Here is a 20549-nt window from a genome sequence, read left to right on the forward strand (position 1 = left end):
TTTGATTTATAACTTGAAAAAAAGAATTTAAAACTTATAATTACTTAAATTATTATTGCCAAATAATCAATGTTTCTTCCACAAGATAACAAAAGGAGAGTTTAAAGTGGCAATCAAGTTAACGTTAAAGTATGGCGGTGGTGAAGTAGACTTTCTGGAATTATTGAAATTTTTCAGACAAAACAACAATATTGTTATTGTTGGAGACCAAAATGACGTTTTAGAAAAACACAGAAAACCTTATTCTTTGGATTATTGGTTGAGAACACATGGAGCAAATCAACCTAACACTAAGCAAGCTACAACCGAATGGCTTCAAGAAAATCTTTATGCAACGGGCTTCTTTGCAGAAGATCAAACGAATGATCCCGAAACAGGGCGTGATGTTAAAGCGGTAAGGCTGTTATAGAAATTCATTGTCGAGATAAAACGAGGCCGTCTGAAAACCATTTTCAGACGGCCTCGTTATCATGATGCGGGAACGAAACCGGCTTGAACCCCGCGTTCTCCCGTCAAACCGTTATCCAGCCCAAAGTATTGGCAAATACCAGCAAAATCGCTATCGGCGCGAGATAGCGCAACGCAAAATACCATGCGGCGGTAAGTTTTTGCGGTACGGACGTTCCCTGCCGCATGTGTGCCAAAACGTTTTCCCGTTTTTGCATCCAGCCGGCAAATGTTGCGATGCACAGAGCGCCTACCGGCATAATCCACGAGGTAATCAGATAATCCCACAAATCGAAAACGGTTTTGCCGAAGATTTTGGTTTCCGCCATGATGCCGAACGACAGGGCGGAAGGAATGCCCACCACCAAAATGGCCGCCCCTAAAGGCCAAGCGGCTTTGCGGCGTTGGCTTTCGTGATTGTGTATGGTGGCGGCCAGCACAGTTTCGAGCATGGCGAATGCCGAAGTGAGCGTGGCAAAGGAAACCAACAGCATAAAAACGGCGAACAATACGTTTCCGAACGGAATGTTTTGAAAGACGGCAGGCAGCACGATAAAAATCAGCCCCGGCCCCGCGCCCGGTTTGAAACCGAATGCGAATACGGCGGGGAAAATCACCAAACCGGCCAGTAGCGACACCAACATATTGAGCCACATCACGCTGTTGGCGGAACGGAACAGATCTTGTTCTTGGTCCAAATAGGCGGCGTAAGTAATCATGGCCGATACGCCCAAGCTCAAGGCGAAAAACGCCTGACCCAACGCCGTCAGCACTGAAGAGGCGGTAACGGCGCTGAAATCGGGTTGCAGCAGGAAAGCCACGCCTTCCATGGCACCGGGTAAAGTAAGCGAACGGGCGGCCAGCAGCAGGAACATCACAAACAAAGCCGGCATCAGCCAGCGGCTGGCTTTTTCAATCCCCTGTGCAATCCCGCCTTGCACCACGGCTACGGTAAGCAGCATAAACAAAGCCTGATAGCCGATGGCGGAAGCGGGGCTGCTGATGGTTTGGTTGAACAATGCTTCAAAATCGGTTTGCGCCGATACCGCCCCCTGAAAAGCGTGCACCACATAGGCCAGCACCCAGCCGCCGACGACGCTGTAAAACGACAGCAATATAAAACAAGCCAGCACGCCCATGCGCCCCACCCAGTGCCACGGTGTGCCCGGAGCCAGTGTTTTGAACGCATCGATGGCGTTTTTACCCGATTTCCTGCCGATGTAAAACTCGGCCAGTAAAATCGGCAGGCCGATGAGTATAGTGAACAGGAGGAACAGCAGGAAAAACACAGCGCCGCCGTTGGTTCCCGCCGTGTAGGGGAATTTCCAGATGGCACCGAGCCCGATGGCCGAGCCGGCGGCCGACAGAATGAAGCCGATTTTAGACGACCAATGTGTTGATTTAGACATATTTTTTCGATTAATTTAGCAAGCCCGCAAGTGGTGTCGAATATGGGATGAAAGTTGCAGATTGTAGCATTTTCAGTGCCGGCGTGCTTATTTAAAACGGTGAATTTGTTGCAAAAAACAGAGAGCGGGAAGAGGCCGTCCGAAAGATATTTTCAGACGGCCTCTTCTTGCGGCTGCGTTCAATTCACTTTAAACGGCAGAAACGATAAATCCATCACATAGGCTTTGGGGTCGGACCAATCTACCGTTACCTTGATGCTGTCGCCCAGATAAGGTTGGGGGTTCTGGCCCATCGGCGGGCTGACGAACTGTTGGATTTTGCCGTTTTCGGGGTTGGGGGCGACGGCGATGATTTCATATTGGTCGATGTAGTTGCCGTCGCCGGTTTTGCGGCTCCACGAGCGCACTTCCTGTACGGCGGCCTGAATTTCCACCCCCTGCCGCACCGCTTGTTGTTCGCCTTGGTATTTGGGCAGCAGAATGAAGAAAAATACTGCGCCGAACGCCAAAGTCATGATCCAAGTAATCGGATTGGGGGCGAAAATGCTGACCAGCAGCAGGGCCAGCACGAAGATGCCGGCGATAATCAATGTAGTGAGCGAAATCATGAAAAATCCTCAGTAAATCAAATGAATCGGATAGGGTGCTGTTGTTGTGAGGCCGTCTGAAAAGATTTTGCGGCCAACGTTCAGACGGCCTCGCTGCCAAATTTACCGGTTCGGCAAACGGCAGGCCGTTCATGGTTATGACCGGTTCGGACGGCTGCCCGTTCGTGCGGCCGGAGAGATTTATGCGGCTTCCGGCGGGGCGGTTTGCCTGAACTCGGCGGAAAACTCGCTGCCTTTGCCCACTTCGCTCCAAATCTGTAACGCGCTGCCGTGGGCGGCAAGAACGTGTTTTGCAATCGACAGCCCCAGCCCTGTGCCGCCGTCGCGGCGGGAGCGGCCTTTGTCCACCCGATAAAACCGTTCGGTCAAGCGGGGCAGGTGTTCGGCGGAGATGCCCGGGCCGTTGTCGCGTACGGCAAAGCGTATTCTCGGTTTGATCAGCGGGTTGCCGGAGGGCACGAGATGCAGGCTTACGGTGATTTCGCCGCCTTCCGGCGTATAGCGCACGGCGTTGAACACCAGATTGCTCAAGGCGGTATATAAATCGGCCGGTGCGCCTTTCATCCATAAATCGGGTTCGATTTCGGCACGTATGGTGTGTTTGCCGGCCGACAGGTTATCGGCATCGTCGGTCAGCGATGCGGCCAGCGCCGACAGGTTGACCGGAGAGAGTTCCGCTTTTGCCCCCGACTCCAAACGCGACAAGGTCAGCAGGTCGGCCAGCAGCGTCTGCATACGGCGGCCTTCTTTCTGCATCAGGCCGATAAACTGTTGCGACTGTTCGCGCGGCAGCCCGGGCATGTCGGCCATGGTTTCGAGAAAGCCGTTAATCACGGTGAGCGGCGTGCGCAATTCGTGCGACACATTGGCTACGAAGGCGGTGCGTGTGGCGTTGAGTTGCTCGGTTTCGCTGATATCGCGGGTGATCAGCAGTTTTTCGTTGCCGTCGAACACCGCTTGCGCCACCAGCAGCGTGCGCGTACCTATGCCGCCGCTTTTGGGCAGAGTGATTTTGATTTCGGGGGCGGTTGCGGGCGGGCTGTCGAGAAAATTCAGCAGGGCGGGAATGTGCACGCGGTTTTTTAACAGGCTGTTCCAGTCGGAATGGGGGCTGAGGTTGAGGTGTTGCACCGCCAGCGGGTTCATCCAACCGATGCGCCCTTGGCGGTCGAGAATCAGCACGCCGTTGGGCATGGCTTCGACGGCGCGGTTGAAACGTTGCAGGGCGGTGGTGAGCTTTTGTTCGCGGTTGTTGCGGCTTTTTGCCTGTTGCAGCATTGCGTCGAAAACATGCGACCACATGCCGCCGGCCGGCGGCGCGGTGTCGGTTTTCGGGGTGGCCAGCCAGCGCACCAGTTTGAAAATATAGTAAAACTGATAAACCAGCCAGCCGCCCAGCCAGCCGCACGAAGCCAGCAGCAGGCCGTTGGTTTCGTCAACCGCATAGCCGATGAGTGCCGCTGCGGTTAGGCCGAACAATGCGCCGGCGATATGGTGCCATACGAATCCCATTTTCAGACGGCCTCTGTTTTCTGCGAAAAGCGGTATCCGCTGCCGCGCACGGTTTGGATGAAACGGTCGAAGCCCGTCGGCTCCAAAGCGCGGCGCAAGCGGCGGATGTGTACGTCTACCGTGCGTTCTTCCACAAACACATGATCGCCCCACACCAAATCCAGCAATTGGCGGCGGCTATACACTCGGTCGGTGTGGGTCATGAAGAAATGCAGCAGTTTGAACTCGGCGGGGCCGAAAGAGATAGGGCTGTCGCCGGCATATACGCGTTGTTCGGCGGGGTCCAGCCGCAGCCCTTCCAATACAATGGCTTCGTCGGTTTTCTGCGGGGCGCGGCGGCGGAGCAGAGCGTTGATGCGGGCAATCAGCTCGCGCGGGGAAAAAGGTTTGGTAAGGTAGTCGTCGGCACCCAGATTCAGCCCCAGCTCTTTGTCGGTGTCTTCGCTGCGGGCGGTTAGCAGGATAATCGGCAAGTCTTTGCTGCGCGGGTCTTGACGCAACTCTCGGGTAAATTGCACGCCCGACATGCCGGGCAGCATCCAGTCGAGCAGCACCACATCGGGCAGGGCTTCGGTCAGCATCGGTCGAGCCTCTTCCACGCCGGCGGCCGACCGTACGCCGAATCCGGCCTGCTCGAGCGTGAAGCGGATCAGCATCTGGATGGATTCTTCGTCTTCCACTACCAGCACGTTGACCTTTGCCATGTGTTTGTCTCCTTTGGTGATGTAAGGCTTGTGATGTACGGCGGCGAAACATTCGATTGCATCGCGACGGCGTTTCCGGCCTAACGTCGGTCGGATATGGCTGCGAACCCGTCATGCCGGATCGGAACCTCGTGCGAAAGCATGCGGCCGCCGGTTGGTTTGAGGCCGTCTGAAAATGTTTTCAGACGGCCTCATTGCCATGTTTTACCAATGCAGCGCCATATTGTCGCGGTGAATCAATTCGTCTTCCGCCGCGTAGCCGAGCCGGTCGGCGATTTGGTCGGACGGTGTCCCCAGAATCTTGGCCGTATCGCCGCTGCCGTAATTCACCAAGCCGCGGGCGATTTCTTTGCCTTCGGTGTTGAGTACGGCCACCAGTTCGCCGCGGTAAAAGTGCCCGTCTACCCGCACGCAGCCCACTGGCAGCAGGCTGGCGTGTTTTTCGGCAACGGCGCGCTCCGCGCCTTTGTCGACAATCAGGCTGCCGCTCAATTGCACGTGGCCGAGCAGCCATTGTTTGCGGGCACTGATGCGGCTGTGTTCGCTGGTAAACAGCGTGCCGATGCTCTCGCCCTGTTTCAAACGCACCAGCACGTCGGGTTCGCGCCCGCTGGCCACTACCGTAGCCGCACCGCTCAAGGCCGCACGTTTGGCCGCCAGCACTTTGGTGTACATGCCGCCGGTGCCGACGCTGCTTCCTGCGCCGCCGGCCATGTTTTCCAGCTCGGGATGTTCGGCGGCGATGGTGGAAATCAATTCGGCTTGCGGGTTTTTGCGCGGGTCGCTGTCGTACAGCCCTTTTTGGTCGGTCAGGATCACCAATGCGTCGGCTTCGACCAGATTGGTAACGAGTGCGCCGAGCGTATCGTTGTCGCCCAGTTTGATTTCGTCGGTGGTTACGGTGTCGTTTTCGTTGATGATGGGCACGATGCCTTTATTCAGCAGGGTTCTCAGCGTGCTGCGGGCGTTGAGGTAGCGGGTGCGGTTGCTCAAATCTTCATGGGTGAGCAGGATTTGGGCAGTATGGATATGGTGCGGTGCGAACGCGTTTTCATACGCTTGTGCAATGCCCATCTGCCCGACTGCGGCGGCGGCCTGCAATTCGTTGAGTGCGGTCGGGCGTTTCGGCCAGCCGAGCCGTTTGATGCCCTCGGCAATCGCGCCGCTGGATACGAATATAATCTGTGTGCCGTCGGCTTTGAGCTTGGCGATTTGTGCCGCCCAGTTGTCGAGTGCGGCTTGGTCGATGCCTTTGCCCTCGGCGGTAACGAGGCTGGAGCCGACTTTAACCACCAATAAATGGGCTTGGGATAGATTTTCAATGTGCATGATGGTGTTCCGTTTCAGACGGCCTTACTGCTGATGTTTGCTGTGCCAGAAATAACGCCAGACAAAGGCGGGGAAAGCGAAGATCAGATACAGGCAGGCAACGGTTGCGTAAAATTCCCAATCCTGAGGGTGCACGCTGCCCGCGCGGGATTCCAACAGGCGGGCAAGCGCGGCGATGATGCCGAAGCCGGTGAAAAGCTCGAGCAAATGATGGCCGAAATGTTTGCTGCGCAATTTGAACACGCCGAGCAGACGCGGGGTAAGGAATGGGGCGTTGGCAAAAATAAGTGCCAACAGCAATAAAACATACATGGATGCAGTCATGGAGCGATACCTTCTTTTTCAGACGGCCTGCCGTATCGGACGGATAAAGCCCGCATCCGACAAGCCGTTTGAAGTTTAATTTCCGTTCGCCTTGCGGCGGTTATACATCAGCGAAATCAGAATCGACACGCCCAGCGCGCCGAACACCACTGCCAGCGATGCGCCGACGGGAATGTGTACCCAGTGCATAATCAGCATTTTGATACCGATGAAACTCAGCACGAATGCCAAGCCGAATTTCAAGAATACGAAGCGGTCGGCAATATCGGCCAGCAGGAAATACATGGCGCGCAGGCCGAGGATGGCGAAGATGTTGGAAGTCAGCACGATAAACGGGTCGGTAGTTACCGCGAAAATGGCCGGAATGCTGTCCACCGCAAAAATCACATCGCTCATTTCAATCATAATCAGCACCAGCAGCATGGGCGTAGCGATGCGGCGGCCGTTTTCAACGGTAAAGAAATTTTCGCCGTGAAAATCTTTGCTTACCGGAATATGGCCTTTTACCCAGTTGAGCAGCTTGTTTTGCGACAAATCTTCATGTTCTTCTTCGCCGCCCGATTTAATCATCTTAATACCGGTATAGAGCAGGAATGCGCCGAACACGTAAAGCACCGCCTCAAACTTGCTTACCAATACCGCGCCGATGAAAATCATGATCATCCGCAACACAATCGCACCGAACACCCCGTAGAGCAGCACGCGGTGCTGGTATTGCGGCTGCACTTTGAAATAAGAAAAAATCATTAAAAACACAAAGATGTTATCGACGGCCAACGATTTTTCCAGCACATAGCCGGTAAAGAATTCCATCACCTTTTCTTTGGCGACCAGATGCCCGTAGAGCGGATTGCCCGCCAGCTCGAAATACAACCAGCCCGCAAAAGCACACGATACGGCCACCCAAACGCACGACCATGCCAACGCTTCTTTTACGCTGACTTTATGTACGCCGGCTTTTTTCAGCGACAGCATGTCGATGGCGATCATAATCAATATCGCAATAAAAAATGCCGTATAAAATAACGGCGATCCGACGGAAGGGTGTTGCTCTACCATGGTGTGTGTTTCCTTAACAGAAATTCAGAGAGTAAATAATATTAAAATAGATATTTTAGCATATCCCGCTGAAAGGCCGTCTGAAACAGCGTGTTATGTTTCAGACGGCCTTTGCGGTAAGCATGCCTACCAGCTTGCATAAAACATCGTTTTCGCCAGCAGCACAATCAATATCATGTGTATCAGTACCGCCGTATGGATGTATTTCGACCAAGCCACCGTGAGCGTGCCGCGCCGCATTTTGGTTACCGCAATCACAAAATGCACCAGCACGCCGAAAGCCAGCAGCACTTTCAAACACAACTGAAGGTTGAAAGAAGAAGCGAACGGCTGGGCGAAAGCGGTGGCATACCGGTGCGACATCGCCAAGCCGGAAAGAAAAAGCATGATGACTATCCACGGCATCACTTGCACCGCCCGACGGGAAATAGCCTTTTCCGTTTCCCGCCTTGCCCCGCGCGACACCTGCTTGGTGTGCAGCACAGAGAGTATCAGCGTTTCAAAGAATACGCCCCCGACAAAAGCGATGGCACAGAGCAAGTGTATGATGTGAGCAACAGCGTAAACAGACATATTTTATGCTTTCACAATCTTTTCGCAGTTTTAACAGGATTTACGTCAGGCAATATACCATTATCTGCCGCTTATGCCATACTGTTTGCGAATTTATGCCTAACTAAATTTTATCCGGAGGATATTTCATGAAATCAGTAGTAGTTAAAACCATTGCTTTGCTGGCTATCGCCGCTTCTCTGACCGCTTGCGGGAATCTGAGCCGTACTCAACGCAATACTACCACCGGTGCCATTATCGGCGGGGTGGCCGGCAATCTGCTCGGTGGCGACACCGGTTCCACCCTGGGCGGTGCAGCTTTGGGCGGTATTATCGGCAGCCAAGTCCGCTAATTTTGGTAGGCAGTATACAGAGGCCGTTTGAAAGCAATTTCAGACGGCCTCTGCCATAATCTCCGCCATTTTTTTGCTGGCACCGCGGTGTCGACTCACAAACGCTTCGGCACGCCCCGCATATTGTGCCCGCTCTTCGGGGTGGGCCAGCCAATGCGTTACCGCATACAGCCATTCCTGCGCACTGAACACCTGTTTCGCCGCTCCCGCTTCCAATGCCCCTTTGCAGGTGGCGGCAAAATTATAAGTCGACGGGCCGAACAAAACCGGAACCGCACAGGCCACCGGTTCGATAATGTTCTGGCAGCCCGTATCCACCAAACTGCCGCCCACAAACGCCACATCGGCCGCCAGATAATAACCGAACAGCTCGCCCATACTGTCGCCTATCCATACCTGCGTATCGGCGGCCACTTCGGTATTGTCGCTACGTTTCTGAGTTTTAAAGCCCATGCCGGCGGCGGTGTCGAAGGCCGTCTGAAAACGTTCGGGATGGCGCGGCACAATCACCAGCAAAGCATCGCCGTGATAACCCTGCCATGCTTTGAGCAGCAGTTCCGCTTCGTCAACGCCTTTGTGTTCACGGGTGCTGGCGCACACCACCACAGGGCGGTTGCCGATTCGCCGGCGGAATGCCGCCGCACATTCGCGCATATCTGCGGTCGGAGAAATATCGTATTTGCTGTTGCCGCACACATGCACGTTGGATGCGCCGATCAAATGCAAACGCTCGGCATCGGCGGCGGTCTGCGCATAACAGCCGCGCAAAGTCTGCATGGCAGGCTCCACCAATGAACGTATTTTCAGATAGCCGTTTTGTGATTTTTCCGACAGCCGCGCGTTTGCTAAAAACAACGGTACACCGGCTTCGGAGCATCCGTGCATAAGGTTCGGCCAGATTTCGGTTTCCATCAGCACGCCGAAGTGCGGCCGGTGTTCGCTCAGAAATTGCCGTATGAATTCAGGCTTGTCGTAAGGCAGATAACGGCATTGCGCATCGGGGAACAGCTTTTCCGCCGCGGCGCGGCCGGTCGGTGTCATTTGCGTTAGCAATAAGGGCGCATCGGGAAAATGTTTCCGCAACTCTCGCACCAAAGGCTGGGCGGCACGGGTTTCACCCACTGATACGGCATGTATCCAGATGGGATTTTGAACGGGATTGGGATAGGGTTCGCCGAAGCGTTCGCACCAATGTTCCAGATAAGCCGGTGCTTTCTCTCCGCGCCGGCGCAGATAACGGCGGATAAAATACGGCGCAGCTTGCCATAAGGCGGTATAAAACCAACGTACATTCATAAGGTTGTTCTTGCCGAAACAGAATGGCGGCTATTGTATAGCAAATAAACCGAAGCATTCCATAAAGTTCCGGATTTCACGTTTTACATCAAAAGGCCGCCTGAAAAAATTTTTTCAGGCGGCCTTTTGATTGTAGATACGGCGATGGTCAGCCTGCTTGCTGCGCCGTTTTTTTGTAATTGGCCGACACCCGCATATAATGCACGGCAGAATACAGCAGCGAGCTTTTTTCGGCTTCGGTGAGTGCCCGAACTTTTTGAACAGGCGAGCCGACATACAGATAACCGCTTTCCAGACGTTTGCGCGGCGGCACCAAACTGCCCGCACCGATCATCACATCATCTTCGATAACCGCGTCGTCCAGAATAATCGTGCCCATGCCCACCAGCACACGGTTGCCGATGGTGCAGCCGTGAAGCATAACCTTGTGGCCGATGGTAACATCCTCGCCGATAATCAAAGGCGAACCGTCGGGTTTGGCATCGTTTTTATGCGAAACGTGCAGCATGCTCAAATCCTGCACATTGCTGCGGCTGCCGATGGAAATGCGGTTAACGTCGCCGCGGATAACGGTGAAAGGCCATACTGACACATGTTCGCCCAGCGAAACGTCGCCGATAATGACCGCAGCAGGGTCGATCAGGCAGCTTTCGTGAATTTCAGAGAAATGGTCGAGATAAGGGCGGATATTCATTTTTATGCTCCTTTGGGCGGCGGATTGTTTTCAGGCGGCCTCACGCATTGTAAGCGGATTTCTTGCCGGCGGAAAAGCCGGAACAGGCCGTCTGAAAAACAGATTTTAAATTATTAAGGAATGATTCGTATGTGGCACATCATCGCCATAGGTTATTTGTTTGTTACTGTTTTATTTGCCGCCGTACAACCGAGCATAGAGCGGGCGTTGATTTACCTGCTGTTCTGGTCGGTGCTGCCGAGCCTGTTTACCTTTTGGGTAGTAAAAACACGGCGGCGCAACAAAATGATGAAACTCAGCGAAAAACAACAGGCGGAAAACGGGCGCAACCGACAGTAGCCGTATTTCGCCTTTCCGACGCATTTTTCCGTCGGTCAAAGTAGGCGGGCGCGAAGATTTAATCGCAGGCACATACAAACACTTTTCAAACCGCATCCTTATCTTATATAATCTTTCGGTTTCCGTTTTGCGGAAGCATTTTTATTTTTACACAAACGCCCGCACTTTGCGCGAAAGGGTGCTTACCGCAAGGTAAGTTCTATGCGACAAAGTGTATGCTTTAACCCTTTTAAGGAAATTTTATGTCTCAAATTACTATGCGCCAGATGCTGGAAGCAGGCGTTCACTTCGGCCACCAAACCCGTTACTGGAACCCGAAAATGGAACAATACATTTTCGGAGCGCGCAATAAAATCCATATCGTAAACTTGGAAAAAACCCTGCCGCTGTTCCAAGAAGCGCAAGAGGCCGTTCGCCGTCTGGTTGCAAACAAAGGCACCGTGCTGTTCGTAGGCACCAAACGCCAAGCCCGCGAAATCATCCGCGAAGAAGCTACCCGTGCCGGTATGCCTTTCGTTGACCACCGCTGGTTGGGCGGCATGCTGACCAACTACAAAACCGTTAAACAATCCATCAAACGCTTGGAAGAAAAAGCCGCGGTTTTGGAAAATGCTGCCGAGAGCGGCTACAGCAAAAAAGAAATCTTGGAAATGCAGCGCGAAGTTGAAAAACTGGAGCGTTCATTGGGCGGCATCAAAAACATGAAAGGTCTGCCCGACGCGATTTTCGTAATCGACACCGGCTACCAAAAAGGTACCCTGATTGAAGCCGAAAAACTGGGTATCCCCGTGATCGCCGTAGTAGATACCAACAACAGCCCTGATGGCGTGAAATACGTTATCCCCGGTAACGACGACTCTGCAAAAGCCATCCGTCTGTACTGCCGCGGCATGGCTGATGCCGTTTTGGAAGGCAAAAACCAAGCCATCCAAGAAACCGTAGCCGCTGCCCAAGCTGCTGCCGAATAAGGCTTTTCCAAAAGGGGCTTCATGCCCCCTTTTGTCGAAACAGGCCGTCTGAAAACACATGAAACGCCTTTTCAGACGGCCTCGCAAAAGATTCACAAGCACGCCGAACCGTGCTTCCCAAATTTCTAGGAGATTCAAAATGGCAGAAATTACTGCAAAAATGGTTGCCGATCTGCGCGCCGCTACCGGTCTGGGTATGATGGAGTGCAAAAAAGCACTGGTTGAAGCCGAAGGCAACATTGAAAAAGCAGAAGAAATCCTGCGCATCAAATCCGGTGCCAAAGCCGGTAAACTGGCCGGCCGTACCGCTGCCGAAGGCGTATTGGCTTATGCGATCGAAGGCAATGTAGGCGCTTTGGTTGAAGTAAACTGCGAAACCGACTTCGTTGCAAAAGATGCCGGTTTCGTTGAGTTTGCCAACTTCGTTGCAAAAACTGCCGTTGAGAAAAAGCCCGCTTCTGTTGAAGAATTGAGCAACTTGGTTGAAGAAGAGCGTAAAGCCATCATCGCCAAATTGGGCGAAAACATGTCTGTACGCCGTTTCCAAGTTATCGAAACCGCCAACAGCCTGACCGCCTACATCCACGGTGCTTTGGCTACCGAAGGCGTATTGGTTGAATTCAAAGGCGCCGAAGACGTTGCCCGCAAAGTAGGCATGCACATCGTTGCCGCCAAACCCCAATGCGTGTCTGAAGCTGAAGTAGATGCGGAAACCGTTGAAAAAGAACGCCGCATTTACACCCAACAAGCCATCGAATCAGGCAAACCTGCCGAAATCGCCGAAAAAATGGTTGAAGGCCGCATCAAAAAATTCTTGGCTGAAGTTACCCTGAACGGCCAAGCATTCGTGATGAACCCTGACCAAACCGTAGCCCAATTCCTGAAAGAAAACGGCGCGGAAGTAATCAGCTTCGTACGTTACAAAGTAGGCGACGGTATCGAAAAAGCCGTTGTAGACTACGCTGCCGAAGTGGCTGCTGCTGCGAAAGTGTAATTTCCCATGAAAAAGAAAGCACTCAGATTCATCACTGAATCAGGGTGCTTTTTTTTGAGGGCGTTTTTCAGATGGCCTGACGAACCGTAGCAAACCGAGTATGATGCACAGCACGAAACGGGCAAGTGGCAGATTGGAAACCGGTGGGGCCGTCTGAAAATAATTGCTTGAATGAATTGCGCTGCCGGAAGAATATCTTACCGTTAATCCGATTGGCAAAATCGTACCGGATGGTTTGGCAAAGTGCAGCATCATTTGAATTATTTCACATGGAAGTTAGAATAATCATAAATTTAAAATACGCATCACTCATTTAAAGGCCGTCTGAAACGCTCTGTTTAAATCAATTTCAGACGGCCTCTGACAGCAAACCCAAAGAAAGCAAGGTATCCCATGACACAACAAACCAAATATAAGCGCGTTTTATTGAAACTTTCCGGAGAAGCCCTGATGGGCAAAGACGCATTCGGCATTAATCGCGACACCATTATGCAGATTGTCGGGCAGGTAAAAGAAATAGTGGATATGGGTGTTCAAGTTGCCGTAGTGATTGGCGGCGGCAACATCTTCCGCGGCGTAGCCACCCAAGCCCAAGGCATGGATCGTGCCACCGCAGACTATATGGGTATGATGGCAACCGTGATGAACGCATTGGCTTTGAAAGATGCTTTCGAATCATTGGGCCTCAAGGCGCGTGTGCAATCTGCCTTGAGTATGCAGCAGATTGCCGAAACTTATGCCCGTCCGAAAGCCATCCAATATTTGGAAGAAGGAAAAGTTGTGATTTTTGCAGCAGGTACCGGCAACCCGTTCTTTACCACCGATACAGCCGCTTCGTTGCGCGGCGCGGAAATGAACTGCGACATTATGCTTAAGGCCACTAATGTAGACGGCGTGTATACTGCCGACCCTAAAAAAGATCCGTCGGCTACACGTTACCAAACCATCACTTTTGACGAGGCCATTAATAAAAACCTGCGCGTGATGGATGCCACCGCATTTGCCTTATGCCGTGAGCAAAAACTGAATATTGTGGTGTTTGGCATTGCAAAAGATGGCGCGTTAAAACGTGTGATTGCAGGGGAAGATGAAGGCACATTGGTGCATTGTTGATTTTCAAATCATTTGGCTGTGATTCAATCAGAGAGGCCGTTTGAAAAGTTTCAGACGGCCTCTTTTGTATGAACCGGACAACAATCTGATTTTTATGATGAAACGGCTTATATGGTTGAGAGGCTTGATATTTTGATTTCACAGTTATCGCAAATAAACTTAACTTGCTACGGCGGTGCTGTGTTTCAGTTCAAAGAGAACAATTTTATAAGCTGCTAAAGCGGAAACGGAGTCGGTTCCATACTACTCGTATTGTCTGTGGCTTTCCGCTTCGCATCAAAAAAGTTTATTTGCTATTTATCGTGGCCATATAACGGGTAAACCAAATAATTGTTACAAACAGTGTGTTGTAGAATGATTTGGTTTATCTGCTATTTAAGAGATGAAAAATGCTGCCATACAAAAATCGTAGCGGGTAAAGATGTTCAAAAGCGACCGACTGTTAATCATCCATAAAATCGGGAAATTCCGTTAGCAGCGTGGTATCGAATGCCTGAAAAACCGATATTTCCAATAGTGAATTTTTCGGAGAGGAATGCAGGATTTTTTCAAGCACCGGCGTTGCTCCTGCGCGAAAAAACGCACTGAAAATAAAGAATAAAAACATAGTTAATATGGTGCGGATGGTATATGAATTATTGTTGATGATTTTTCCCGCCAACCAATGTGCGCTGATTGCACATATGATGATTGCCGCAACATATATTAAAGCCAATGTGAACAAGTTTTCCCCTTAACAAAAAATATACAAAACAAACAAAAGATTTCAGTTTATAACAAATATTTATGACGAATGCAAATCAAATAAGATATAAGGAGCGGATTTGAGGATTGCCGTTGCCGAATATGCGATTATGTTTAGTTTTTATAAAACAAATAAATCAGGCTCTTGAACCCGAATACTCGGTGTATGCGGCTTGTCGGGAAACCCCAAGCACGGTACTATGTACTGTTTAGCAATGATTCAGGCCGTCTGAAAAACAGGATTTCAGACGGCCTATAACCCTATCTGTTTGATTTTAACTATTTTCAAGGTTCAATAATGATTAGCGACATTCAAAAAACTGCCGAAAGCAAAATGCAGCGTTCACTTGAAGTATTACGTGAAAATCTGGCCAAAGTCCGCACCGGCCGCGCCCATACCGGCTTGCTGGATCAAGTGGAAGTGGAATATTACGGCAGCCCCGTGCCGGTAAGTCAGGTAGCCAACGTTACCCTGATCGATGCCCGTACTATCGGTGTGAAGCCTTATGAAAGCAATATGGCTTCCTCTATCGAAAAGGCTATCCGTGATTCCAATCTGGGTTTGAATCCCGCTTCAATGGGCGATTTAATCCGTGTTCCGATGCCGATGCTGACCGAAGAGCGCCGTAAGGATTTGATCAAAGTCGTGCGGGGCGAAGCCGAGGAAGGCCGCGTGGCCATCCGCAATGTACGCCGTGATGCCAATAATGATTTCAAACGTTTGTTGAAAGACAAAGAAATTTCCGAAGATGACGCACGCCGCGGTGAAGAACAAATCCAAAAGTTGACCGACAAATATATCGGCGAAGTCGATAAGATGTTGGCGACTAAAGAAGAAGATTTGATGGCGATTTAAATATCCGAACAGGCCGTCTGAAAACAACAGGCGGCTTGGGATATTGCAGGCTCGTGTGAAAACCGCTTAAACAAACGGCAGGAACAGCAGATATGAACAGCAGCACGCAAACCATTTTGGAATATACGCAGATTCCGCGCCATATTGCCGTGATTATGGACGGAAACGGCCGCTGGGCAAAAAAGCGTTTCCTGCCTCGTGTGATGGGGCACAAACGCGGCCTTGAGGCGCTTGAAAATATGGTCAGGCGGTGTGCCGAGCTGGGCGTTCAGTATCTGACGGTGTTCGCTTTTTCCACCGAAAACTGGCGCAGACCCGAAGATGAAGTGTCTTTTCTGATGGGGTTGTTTTTGCAGGCATTGCAAAAACAGGTGGAGCGCCTGCACAGTAATAATATGCGCTTGAAAGTTATCGGCAACCGAAACCGGTTTAATGACGAAATTTGTAAAGGCATCGAAGAGGCGGAGGCTTTAACCGCCGGTAATACCGGTTTGACTTTGGTTATTGCTGCCGATTACGGCGGCCGTTGGGATATTCTTCAGGCGGCCAACAAACTGGTTAAAGCGGGTGTTGTGGAAATTACCGAAGAAGCGTTGGCCGAAAATCTGACACTGGCCGAAGCACCGGAGCCGGATTTATTTATCCGCACGGGCGGGGAAACCCGTGTCAGCAATTTTCTGCTGTGGCAGATAGCCTATGCGGAACTGTATTTCACCGATATTTTATGGCCTGATTTTGATGCGGCGGCGTTGGATGCCGCCATTCAGTCATTTCGGACACGTGAACGCCGGTTCGGGCGTACCTCAGAGCAACTGCCGATCGAGCAGCAACGGGGTTAAGGGATTATGTTAAAACAAAGAATAATTACTGCATTGGTGTTACTGCCGCTGATGTTGGGCATGCTGTTTTATGCTTCAGACGGCCTCTGGGCGGCATTCAGCGGATTAATCGCGCTGGTGGCGCTGTGGGAATACGGACGCATGGCAGGCTTTACGCCGGCACAAAACAATCACTATTTGGCAGCAACGGCCGTGTTCGGATTGGTGGCTTATCTGGGCGATTGGGCATTGCCTTCGTTGGTGTGGCTGGTTGTGCTGGTGTTTTGGCTGGTTTTGGTACCGCTGTGGCTGCGGGGCAAGTGGACATTGCCGTCGGGCTGGCAGGCTTATACGGTAGGTTGGCTGCTGATGGTGTCGTTCTGGTTCGCATTGGTCATGTTGCGCCCGGACGTAGACGCGGCCGTTTCATTGCTTGCAGTGATGGGTTTGGTATGGGTTGCCGACATCTTTGCCTATTTCTGCGGCAAAGCATTCGGCAAACGCAAATTGGCTCCGGCCATCAGCCCCGGCAAAAGCTGGGAGGGCGCACTCGGAGGCGCATTATGTGTGGCTGTTTACATGACTTTGGTGTGGAATGCCGGTTGGCTGGCGTTTGAAGTTTCATGGTTTGGTGCCATTATGGTAGGGCTGTTGCTGACTGTGGTGAGCATTGTCGGGGACTTGCTGGAAAGCTGGTTGAAACGTTCGGCAGGCATTAAAGACAGTAGCGATTTGCTGCCCGGGCACGGCGGTGTTTTTGACCGCGTAGACAGTTTGATTGCCGTGCTGAGCGTATATGCTGCGATTATGATGGTATTCGCTTGATTGTTTTCAGACGGCCTTTAGGTCTGTAAAAAGATTGTTTTTGAAAAAGGAATGGAATGATGTCTGAAAAAAACCTTTCTTCCGGTTTGGGTATCCTCGGCGGTTTGCTTGCAGTCGGCTTGATTGCCGCATCGTTTATTCTTGGTATGAATTTCAAAAACTTCCGCCAGCCGGGTACCATTACGGTAAAAGGCCTTGCGGAAAAAAGTTTTCAGTCCGACAGTGCCCAATGGACGACTTCGGTCAGCCTGCATGCCGATACTTATAAAGAAGTGTTGGATGCTTTGAAAAAAGAACATCCCGCATTAAAAAAGTTTTTGTTGGCACAGGGTTTTGAGGAAAAAGAAATCAAAACCGGAACGCCTTCGATAACCCGTTCCTACCGTACGGAGAGCGACGAGCATGGTCGGGAACGCCAAATTCCTAACGGCTACGACGGCACTCAAGAGATAACCGTGCGCAGCAACAAGCTCGATAAAGTGCAGGCCGCACATAAAGCCATTTTAAATCTGCGGGCGCGTAACGAATTTATTGAATTTGAGTCGCCGCAATATCTGCTCGGCAATCTGGAAAATATTAAGCGCGATTTGATTAATCAGGCTACCGAAGATGCTCATAAGCGTGCACAGGAATTCGTTAAAACCGGCGGCGGCAAAGTCGGTGCCATGCGTTCCGCTTCCCAAGGCTCGTTTAATATTTATGCCGATACCGGTAGCGGCGAAAGCGACGACTACGGAGGCATTTATGATAAATCTACCGTCGGCAAACAAGTGCGCTTGGTCGTAACGATTGAATACGGCGTTGATTAGAAGAACTTTTCAGACGGCCTCATGCTTGAATGGGCAATTGATGATAAACAGGCCGTCTGAAAACATAACGGAGTATGCTATTGTCTGCTTTTTACGTTGCAGCCCTGTATGATTTACAAGATTTCTACGTCATATTGCGATAGGAATTGAGTTTTGTGACAATAGGAATACATGCTTGTAAGGCCGTCTTAAAGATTAATTTGTTTTACCGGTTTGATCTTGTTCAAACGGCCTAATAAAGAACCAAATCATGACACAACAAGTCTTAACCATTTTGGGCAGCACGGGCAGCATAGGCGAAAGCACGCTGGACGTTGTTGCCCGCCATCCCGATAAATTCCGCATTTTTGCTTTGGCGGGGCATAAGCAGGTTAACAAACTGGCCGCACAGTGCGAGCGGTTCAAGCCGCGTTTTGCCGTTGTTGCCGATGCCGAACATGCCGCCGCTCTGGAACAGCTTTTGGAGCTCGCCGATTGCCAAACCGAAGTATTGTATGGCGGTCAGGCTTTGATTGAAGTGGCTTCTGCTTCCGAAGTAACCGGAGTGATGGCGGCTATTGTCGGCGCGGCGGGATTGCCATCGGCACTGGCCGCAGCCAAAAACGGCAAAACCATTTATCTGGCCAACAAAGAAACATTGGTGGTATCGGGTGCATTGTTTATGGAAACCGCTTGGGCAAACGGCGCGAAGGTATTGCCGGTAGACAGTGAGCACAATGCGGTTTACCAAGTATTGCCTCAGGATTATTCAGGCCGTCTGAATGTTCACGGCATTCAGTCGATTATTCTGACGGCTTCCGGAGGCCCATTTCTCGATACCGATTTAAACACGCTTGACCATATCACGCCCGCACAGGCGGTAAAACACCCCAACTGGTCGATGGGGCAGAAAATTTCGGTTGATTCCGCTACTATGATGAACAAAGGTTTGGAATTGATCGAAGCGCATTGGCTGTTCAACTGCCCGCCGGATAAATTGGAAGTCGTGATACATCCGCAAAGCGTGATTCACAGCATGGTGCGTTATTTGGACGGCTCGGTGCTGGCGCAAATGGGCAATCCCGATATGCGCACGCCGATTGCCTATTGTTTGGGCCTGCCCGAGCGTATTGAATCGGGGGTAGGTGCGTTGGATTTCGGCAAACTGTCGGCTTTAACGTTTCGCGAGCCGGATCTGAATCGGTTTCCTTGTCTGAAGCTGGCTTACGATGCCATGCACACAGGGGGCGGTGCCCCTTGCGTTTTGAATGCGGCCAATGAAGAAGCTGTTGCCGCGTTCTTGGCGGGAAAAATCCGTTTTACCGATATCGCCCGTATTGTGGCGCATTGTTTGGAGCAAGGTTTTTCAGACGGCCTGAATGATATTGACAGCCTGTTGGCGCAAGATGCACAAACGCGTGCACAAGCACGGCAGGGCATAACTGCTTTAAGCAGATAGGGGAAGTGAAGTTGTGGTAACCGTATTGGCTTTTATCGTTGCGATTTTGATTTTGGTTAGCTTGCATGAGTTCGGCCATTACATTGTAGCGCGTTTATGCGGCGTGAAAGTGCTGCGTTTCAGCATTGGCTTCGGCAAGCCGTTTGTAAAGAAAAAACGCGGCGATACCGAATGGTGCTTGGCACCGATTCCGCTGGGCGGCTATGTCAAAATGGTCGATACCCGTGAAGGCAAGGTGGCGGTAAAAGATTTGCCGTATGCTTTTGATAAACAGCATCCGGCCAAACGTATTGCCATCGTCGCCGCCGGGCCGCTTACCAATTTGGCATTGGCGATTTTGTTGTTCGGTTTGAGTTTTTCATTTGGCGTAACCGAAATCCGTCCTTATGTCGGTACGGTCGAACCGTCCAGTATTGCCGCCCAAGCCGGATTCGAGCCGGGCGATAAAATCTTGTCGGTAAACAATACGGCCGTGGAAGATTGGGCGCAGGCGCGTACCGAAATCGTTTTGAACATCGAAGTAGGCAGGGTTAACACGGAGGTGGAAAAGGAAGACGGAAAAAACGCCCTACGCATAATAGATATTGCAGGCACGCCGCAAGCAGGTAAAGTAGCCAAAGAAGAAGGGCATATCGGTATTTTGCCGTTTAAGATTACCAACTATATCGGTATGGTTATTGCAGGCAGCCCTGCCGAACGGGCCGGTTTGAAAAAAGGCGACAAACTTTTGATGGCCGACGGCAGAAGCATAGAAAATTGGATGGAATGGGCGGCATTGTTTCGCCACAGCCCGGGGCAGAAAATCACTGTGCAGTACGAGCGTGACGGCGTAGTGATGCTCACTGGTGTACGGCCCGATTCCGAAGAGCTTTCGGACGGCACCTTGATCGGAAAGGTCGGTGTGGTGGCTTCTACCGATGAGGTGTGGCGGCAAAAAATCAGCCATCATTATGTGCCTTCCGTGCCGGAAGCATTCAAAATGGGTTGGGAAAAAACACAGAATTATTCAGTGATAATGGTAAAATTTTTCGGTAAACTGCTGACAGGGCAGGCTTCGCTGAGCCATATTTCCGGTCCGTTAACTATCGCCGATGTTGCCGGCAAAACCGCTTCGATCGGTGTGCAAAGTTATTTGGAATTTCTTGCGCTGGTGAGTATCAGCTTAGGAATCATGAATTTATTACCTGTGCCTGTGTTGGATGGCGGGCATTTGGTGTATTATGCCGCCGAATGGATACGCGGAAAGCCGCTGAGCGAACGTGTTCAGATGCTTGGTTTGCGTTTCGGCTTGGCCGTCATGCTGATGTTGATGATGGTGGCCTTCTTTAACGATATAACCCGTATATTTGGATAAAATG

Annotated in this window: 23 protein-coding genes; 12 read left to right on the plus strand and 11 right to left on the minus strand. The window is 51.3% G+C overall.

Features of this window, described 5'->3' with window-relative positions; genetic code table 11:
- The first annotated feature begins 106 nt into the window (after positions 1-106).
- On the plus strand, positions 107-409 hold the full coding sequence (locus Q0X97_RS05250) for a hypothetical protein (RefSeq protein ID WP_126305159.1): 303 nt from the start codon (positions 107-109) through the stop codon (positions 407-409).
- Positions 410-512: 103 nt separating this feature from the next.
- Here the strand turns inward: Q0X97_RS05250 and Q0X97_RS05255 are convergent, their stop codons facing one another.
- The 8 genes from Q0X97_RS05255 to Q0X97_RS05290 all read right to left on the minus strand — a co-directional run bounded on the left by Q0X97_RS05255 (position 513) and on the right by Q0X97_RS05290 (position 7965).
- Positions 513-1856 (minus strand): sodium-dependent transporter, encoded by a 1344-nt coding sequence (locus tag Q0X97_RS05255; protein ID WP_302066269.1) that lies wholly within the window; start codon positions 1854-1856, stop codon positions 513-515.
- A 179-nt stretch (positions 1857-2035) separates the two neighbouring features.
- The gene (locus Q0X97_RS05260; RefSeq protein WP_302066268.1) at positions 2036-2464 is read right to left on the minus strand and encodes a hypothetical protein; all 429 of its coding nucleotides are present in this window, start codon (positions 2462-2464) and stop codon (positions 2036-2038) included.
- A 180-nt stretch (positions 2465-2644) separates the two neighbouring features.
- The gene (gene phoR, locus Q0X97_RS05265; protein WP_302066267.1) at positions 2645-3976 is read right to left on the minus strand and encodes a phosphate regulon sensor histidine kinase PhoR; all 1332 of its coding nucleotides are present in this window, start codon (positions 3974-3976) and stop codon (positions 2645-2647) included.
- A gap of 2 nt (positions 3977-3978) precedes the next feature.
- Positions 3979-4680 (minus strand): phosphate regulon transcriptional regulator PhoB, encoded by a 702-nt coding sequence (gene phoB / locus Q0X97_RS05270; RefSeq protein WP_302066266.1) that lies wholly within the window; start codon positions 4678-4680, stop codon positions 3979-3981.
- A 204-nt stretch (positions 4681-4884) separates the two neighbouring features.
- Positions 4885-6009: a glutamate 5-kinase gene (proB, locus tag Q0X97_RS05275; RefSeq protein ID WP_302066265.1), complete on the minus strand. Its 1125-nt coding sequence runs from the start codon at positions 6007-6009 to the stop codon at positions 4885-4887.
- A gap of 24 nt (positions 6010-6033) precedes the next feature.
- Positions 6034-6333, minus strand: coding sequence for a DUF2818 family protein (locus Q0X97_RS05280; RefSeq protein WP_302066264.1), 300 nt, complete (start codon positions 6331-6333; stop codon positions 6034-6036).
- A 75-nt stretch (positions 6334-6408) separates the two neighbouring features.
- Positions 6409-7392 (minus strand): TerC family protein, encoded by a 984-nt coding sequence (locus tag Q0X97_RS05285; protein ID WP_302066263.1) that lies wholly within the window; start codon positions 7390-7392, stop codon positions 6409-6411.
- Positions 7393-7518: 126 nt separating this feature from the next.
- Positions 7519-7965: a CopD family copper resistance protein gene (locus tag Q0X97_RS05290; protein ID WP_302066262.1), complete on the minus strand. Its 447-nt coding sequence runs from the start codon at positions 7963-7965 to the stop codon at positions 7519-7521.
- Positions 7966-8093: 128 nt separating this feature from the next.
- On the opposite strand from Q0X97_RS05290, the gene Q0X97_RS05295 reads away from it, so the two are divergent.
- The gene (locus tag Q0X97_RS05295) at positions 8094-8297 is read left to right on the plus strand and encodes a glycine zipper 2TM domain-containing protein (protein ID WP_302066261.1); all 204 of its coding nucleotides are present in this window, start codon (positions 8094-8096) and stop codon (positions 8295-8297) included.
- Between the two features lie 39 nt (positions 8298-8336).
- On the opposite strand, the gene waaA is transcribed toward Q0X97_RS05295, so the two are convergent.
- Complete coding sequence (gene waaA, locus Q0X97_RS05300) at positions 8337-9593, minus strand: lipid IV(A) 3-deoxy-D-manno-octulosonic acid transferase (RefSeq protein WP_302066260.1); 1257 nt, start codon at positions 9591-9593, stop codon at positions 8337-8339.
- Positions 9594-9741: 148 nt separating this feature from the next.
- The gene (locus tag Q0X97_RS05305; protein ID WP_302067684.1) at positions 9742-10287 is read right to left on the minus strand and encodes a gamma carbonic anhydrase family protein; all 546 of its coding nucleotides are present in this window, start codon (positions 10285-10287) and stop codon (positions 9742-9744) included.
- 129 nt (positions 10288-10416) lie between these two features.
- Between Q0X97_RS05305 and Q0X97_RS05310 the strand changes: the two genes are divergently transcribed.
- The 4 genes from Q0X97_RS05310 (at position 10417) to pyrH (ending at position 13701) form a co-directional block, all read left to right on the plus strand.
- Positions 10417-10626: a hypothetical protein gene (locus Q0X97_RS05310; RefSeq protein WP_302066258.1), complete on the plus strand. Its 210-nt coding sequence runs from the start codon at positions 10417-10419 to the stop codon at positions 10624-10626.
- A 242-nt stretch (positions 10627-10868) separates the two neighbouring features.
- Positions 10869-11594 (plus strand): 30S ribosomal protein S2, encoded by a 726-nt coding sequence (gene rpsB / locus Q0X97_RS05315; protein ID WP_302066257.1) that lies wholly within the window; start codon positions 10869-10871, stop codon positions 11592-11594.
- 139 nt (positions 11595-11733) lie between these two features.
- Positions 11734-12588 (plus strand): translation elongation factor Ts, encoded by an 855-nt coding sequence (gene tsf, locus Q0X97_RS05320; RefSeq protein WP_302066256.1) that lies wholly within the window; start codon positions 11734-11736, stop codon positions 12586-12588.
- A 393-nt stretch (positions 12589-12981) separates the two neighbouring features.
- Positions 12982-13701: a UMP kinase gene (gene pyrH, locus Q0X97_RS05325; protein WP_302066255.1), complete on the plus strand. Its 720-nt coding sequence runs from the start codon at positions 12982-12984 to the stop codon at positions 13699-13701.
- Positions 13702-14143: 442 nt separating this feature from the next.
- Here the strand turns inward: pyrH and Q0X97_RS05330 are convergent, their stop codons facing one another.
- On the minus strand, positions 14144-14416 hold the full coding sequence (locus tag Q0X97_RS05330; protein WP_302066254.1) for a hypothetical protein: 273 nt from the start codon (positions 14414-14416) through the stop codon (positions 14144-14146).
- A gap of 327 nt (positions 14417-14743) precedes the next feature.
- Here Q0X97_RS05330 and frr point away from each other — a divergent pair, with 327 nt between their 5' ends.
- The 6 genes from frr to rseP all read left to right on the plus strand — a co-directional run bounded on the left by frr (position 14744) and on the right by rseP (position 20545).
- On the plus strand, positions 14744-15301 hold the full coding sequence (frr, locus tag Q0X97_RS05335; protein WP_302066253.1) for a ribosome recycling factor: 558 nt from the start codon (positions 14744-14746) through the stop codon (positions 15299-15301).
- 92 nt (positions 15302-15393) lie between these two features.
- Positions 15394-16140, plus strand: a complete 747-nt coding sequence (locus Q0X97_RS05340) for an isoprenyl transferase (protein WP_302066252.1) — start codon at positions 15394-15396, stop codon at positions 16138-16140.
- Between the two features lie 6 nt (positions 16141-16146).
- Positions 16147-16944, plus strand: coding sequence for a phosphatidate cytidylyltransferase (locus Q0X97_RS05345; protein ID WP_302066251.1), 798 nt, complete (start codon positions 16147-16149; stop codon positions 16942-16944).
- 59 nt (positions 16945-17003) lie between these two features.
- Entirely contained in the window at positions 17004-17753 is a 750-nt protein-coding gene (locus Q0X97_RS05350; protein ID WP_302066391.1) for an SIMPL domain-containing protein, read from the plus strand.
- Between the two features lie 250 nt (positions 17754-18003).
- Positions 18004-19191 carry a 1-deoxy-D-xylulose-5-phosphate reductoisomerase gene (gene ispC / locus Q0X97_RS05355; protein ID WP_302066250.1) on the plus strand — a complete coding sequence of 396 codons (1188 nt, stop codon included), beginning with the start codon at positions 18004-18006 and terminating at the stop codon, positions 19189-19191.
- 13 nt (positions 19192-19204) lie between these two features.
- Positions 19205-20545, plus strand: coding sequence for an RIP metalloprotease RseP (rseP, locus tag Q0X97_RS05360; RefSeq protein ID WP_302066249.1), 1341 nt, complete (start codon positions 19205-19207; stop codon positions 20543-20545).
- Positions 20546-20549 lie beyond the last annotated feature (4 nt).

It is taken from the genome of Neisseria sp. MVDL19-042950 (assembly GCF_030504625.1).
Classification (GTDB): Bacteria; Pseudomonadota; Gammaproteobacteria; order Burkholderiales; family Neisseriaceae; genus Neisseria.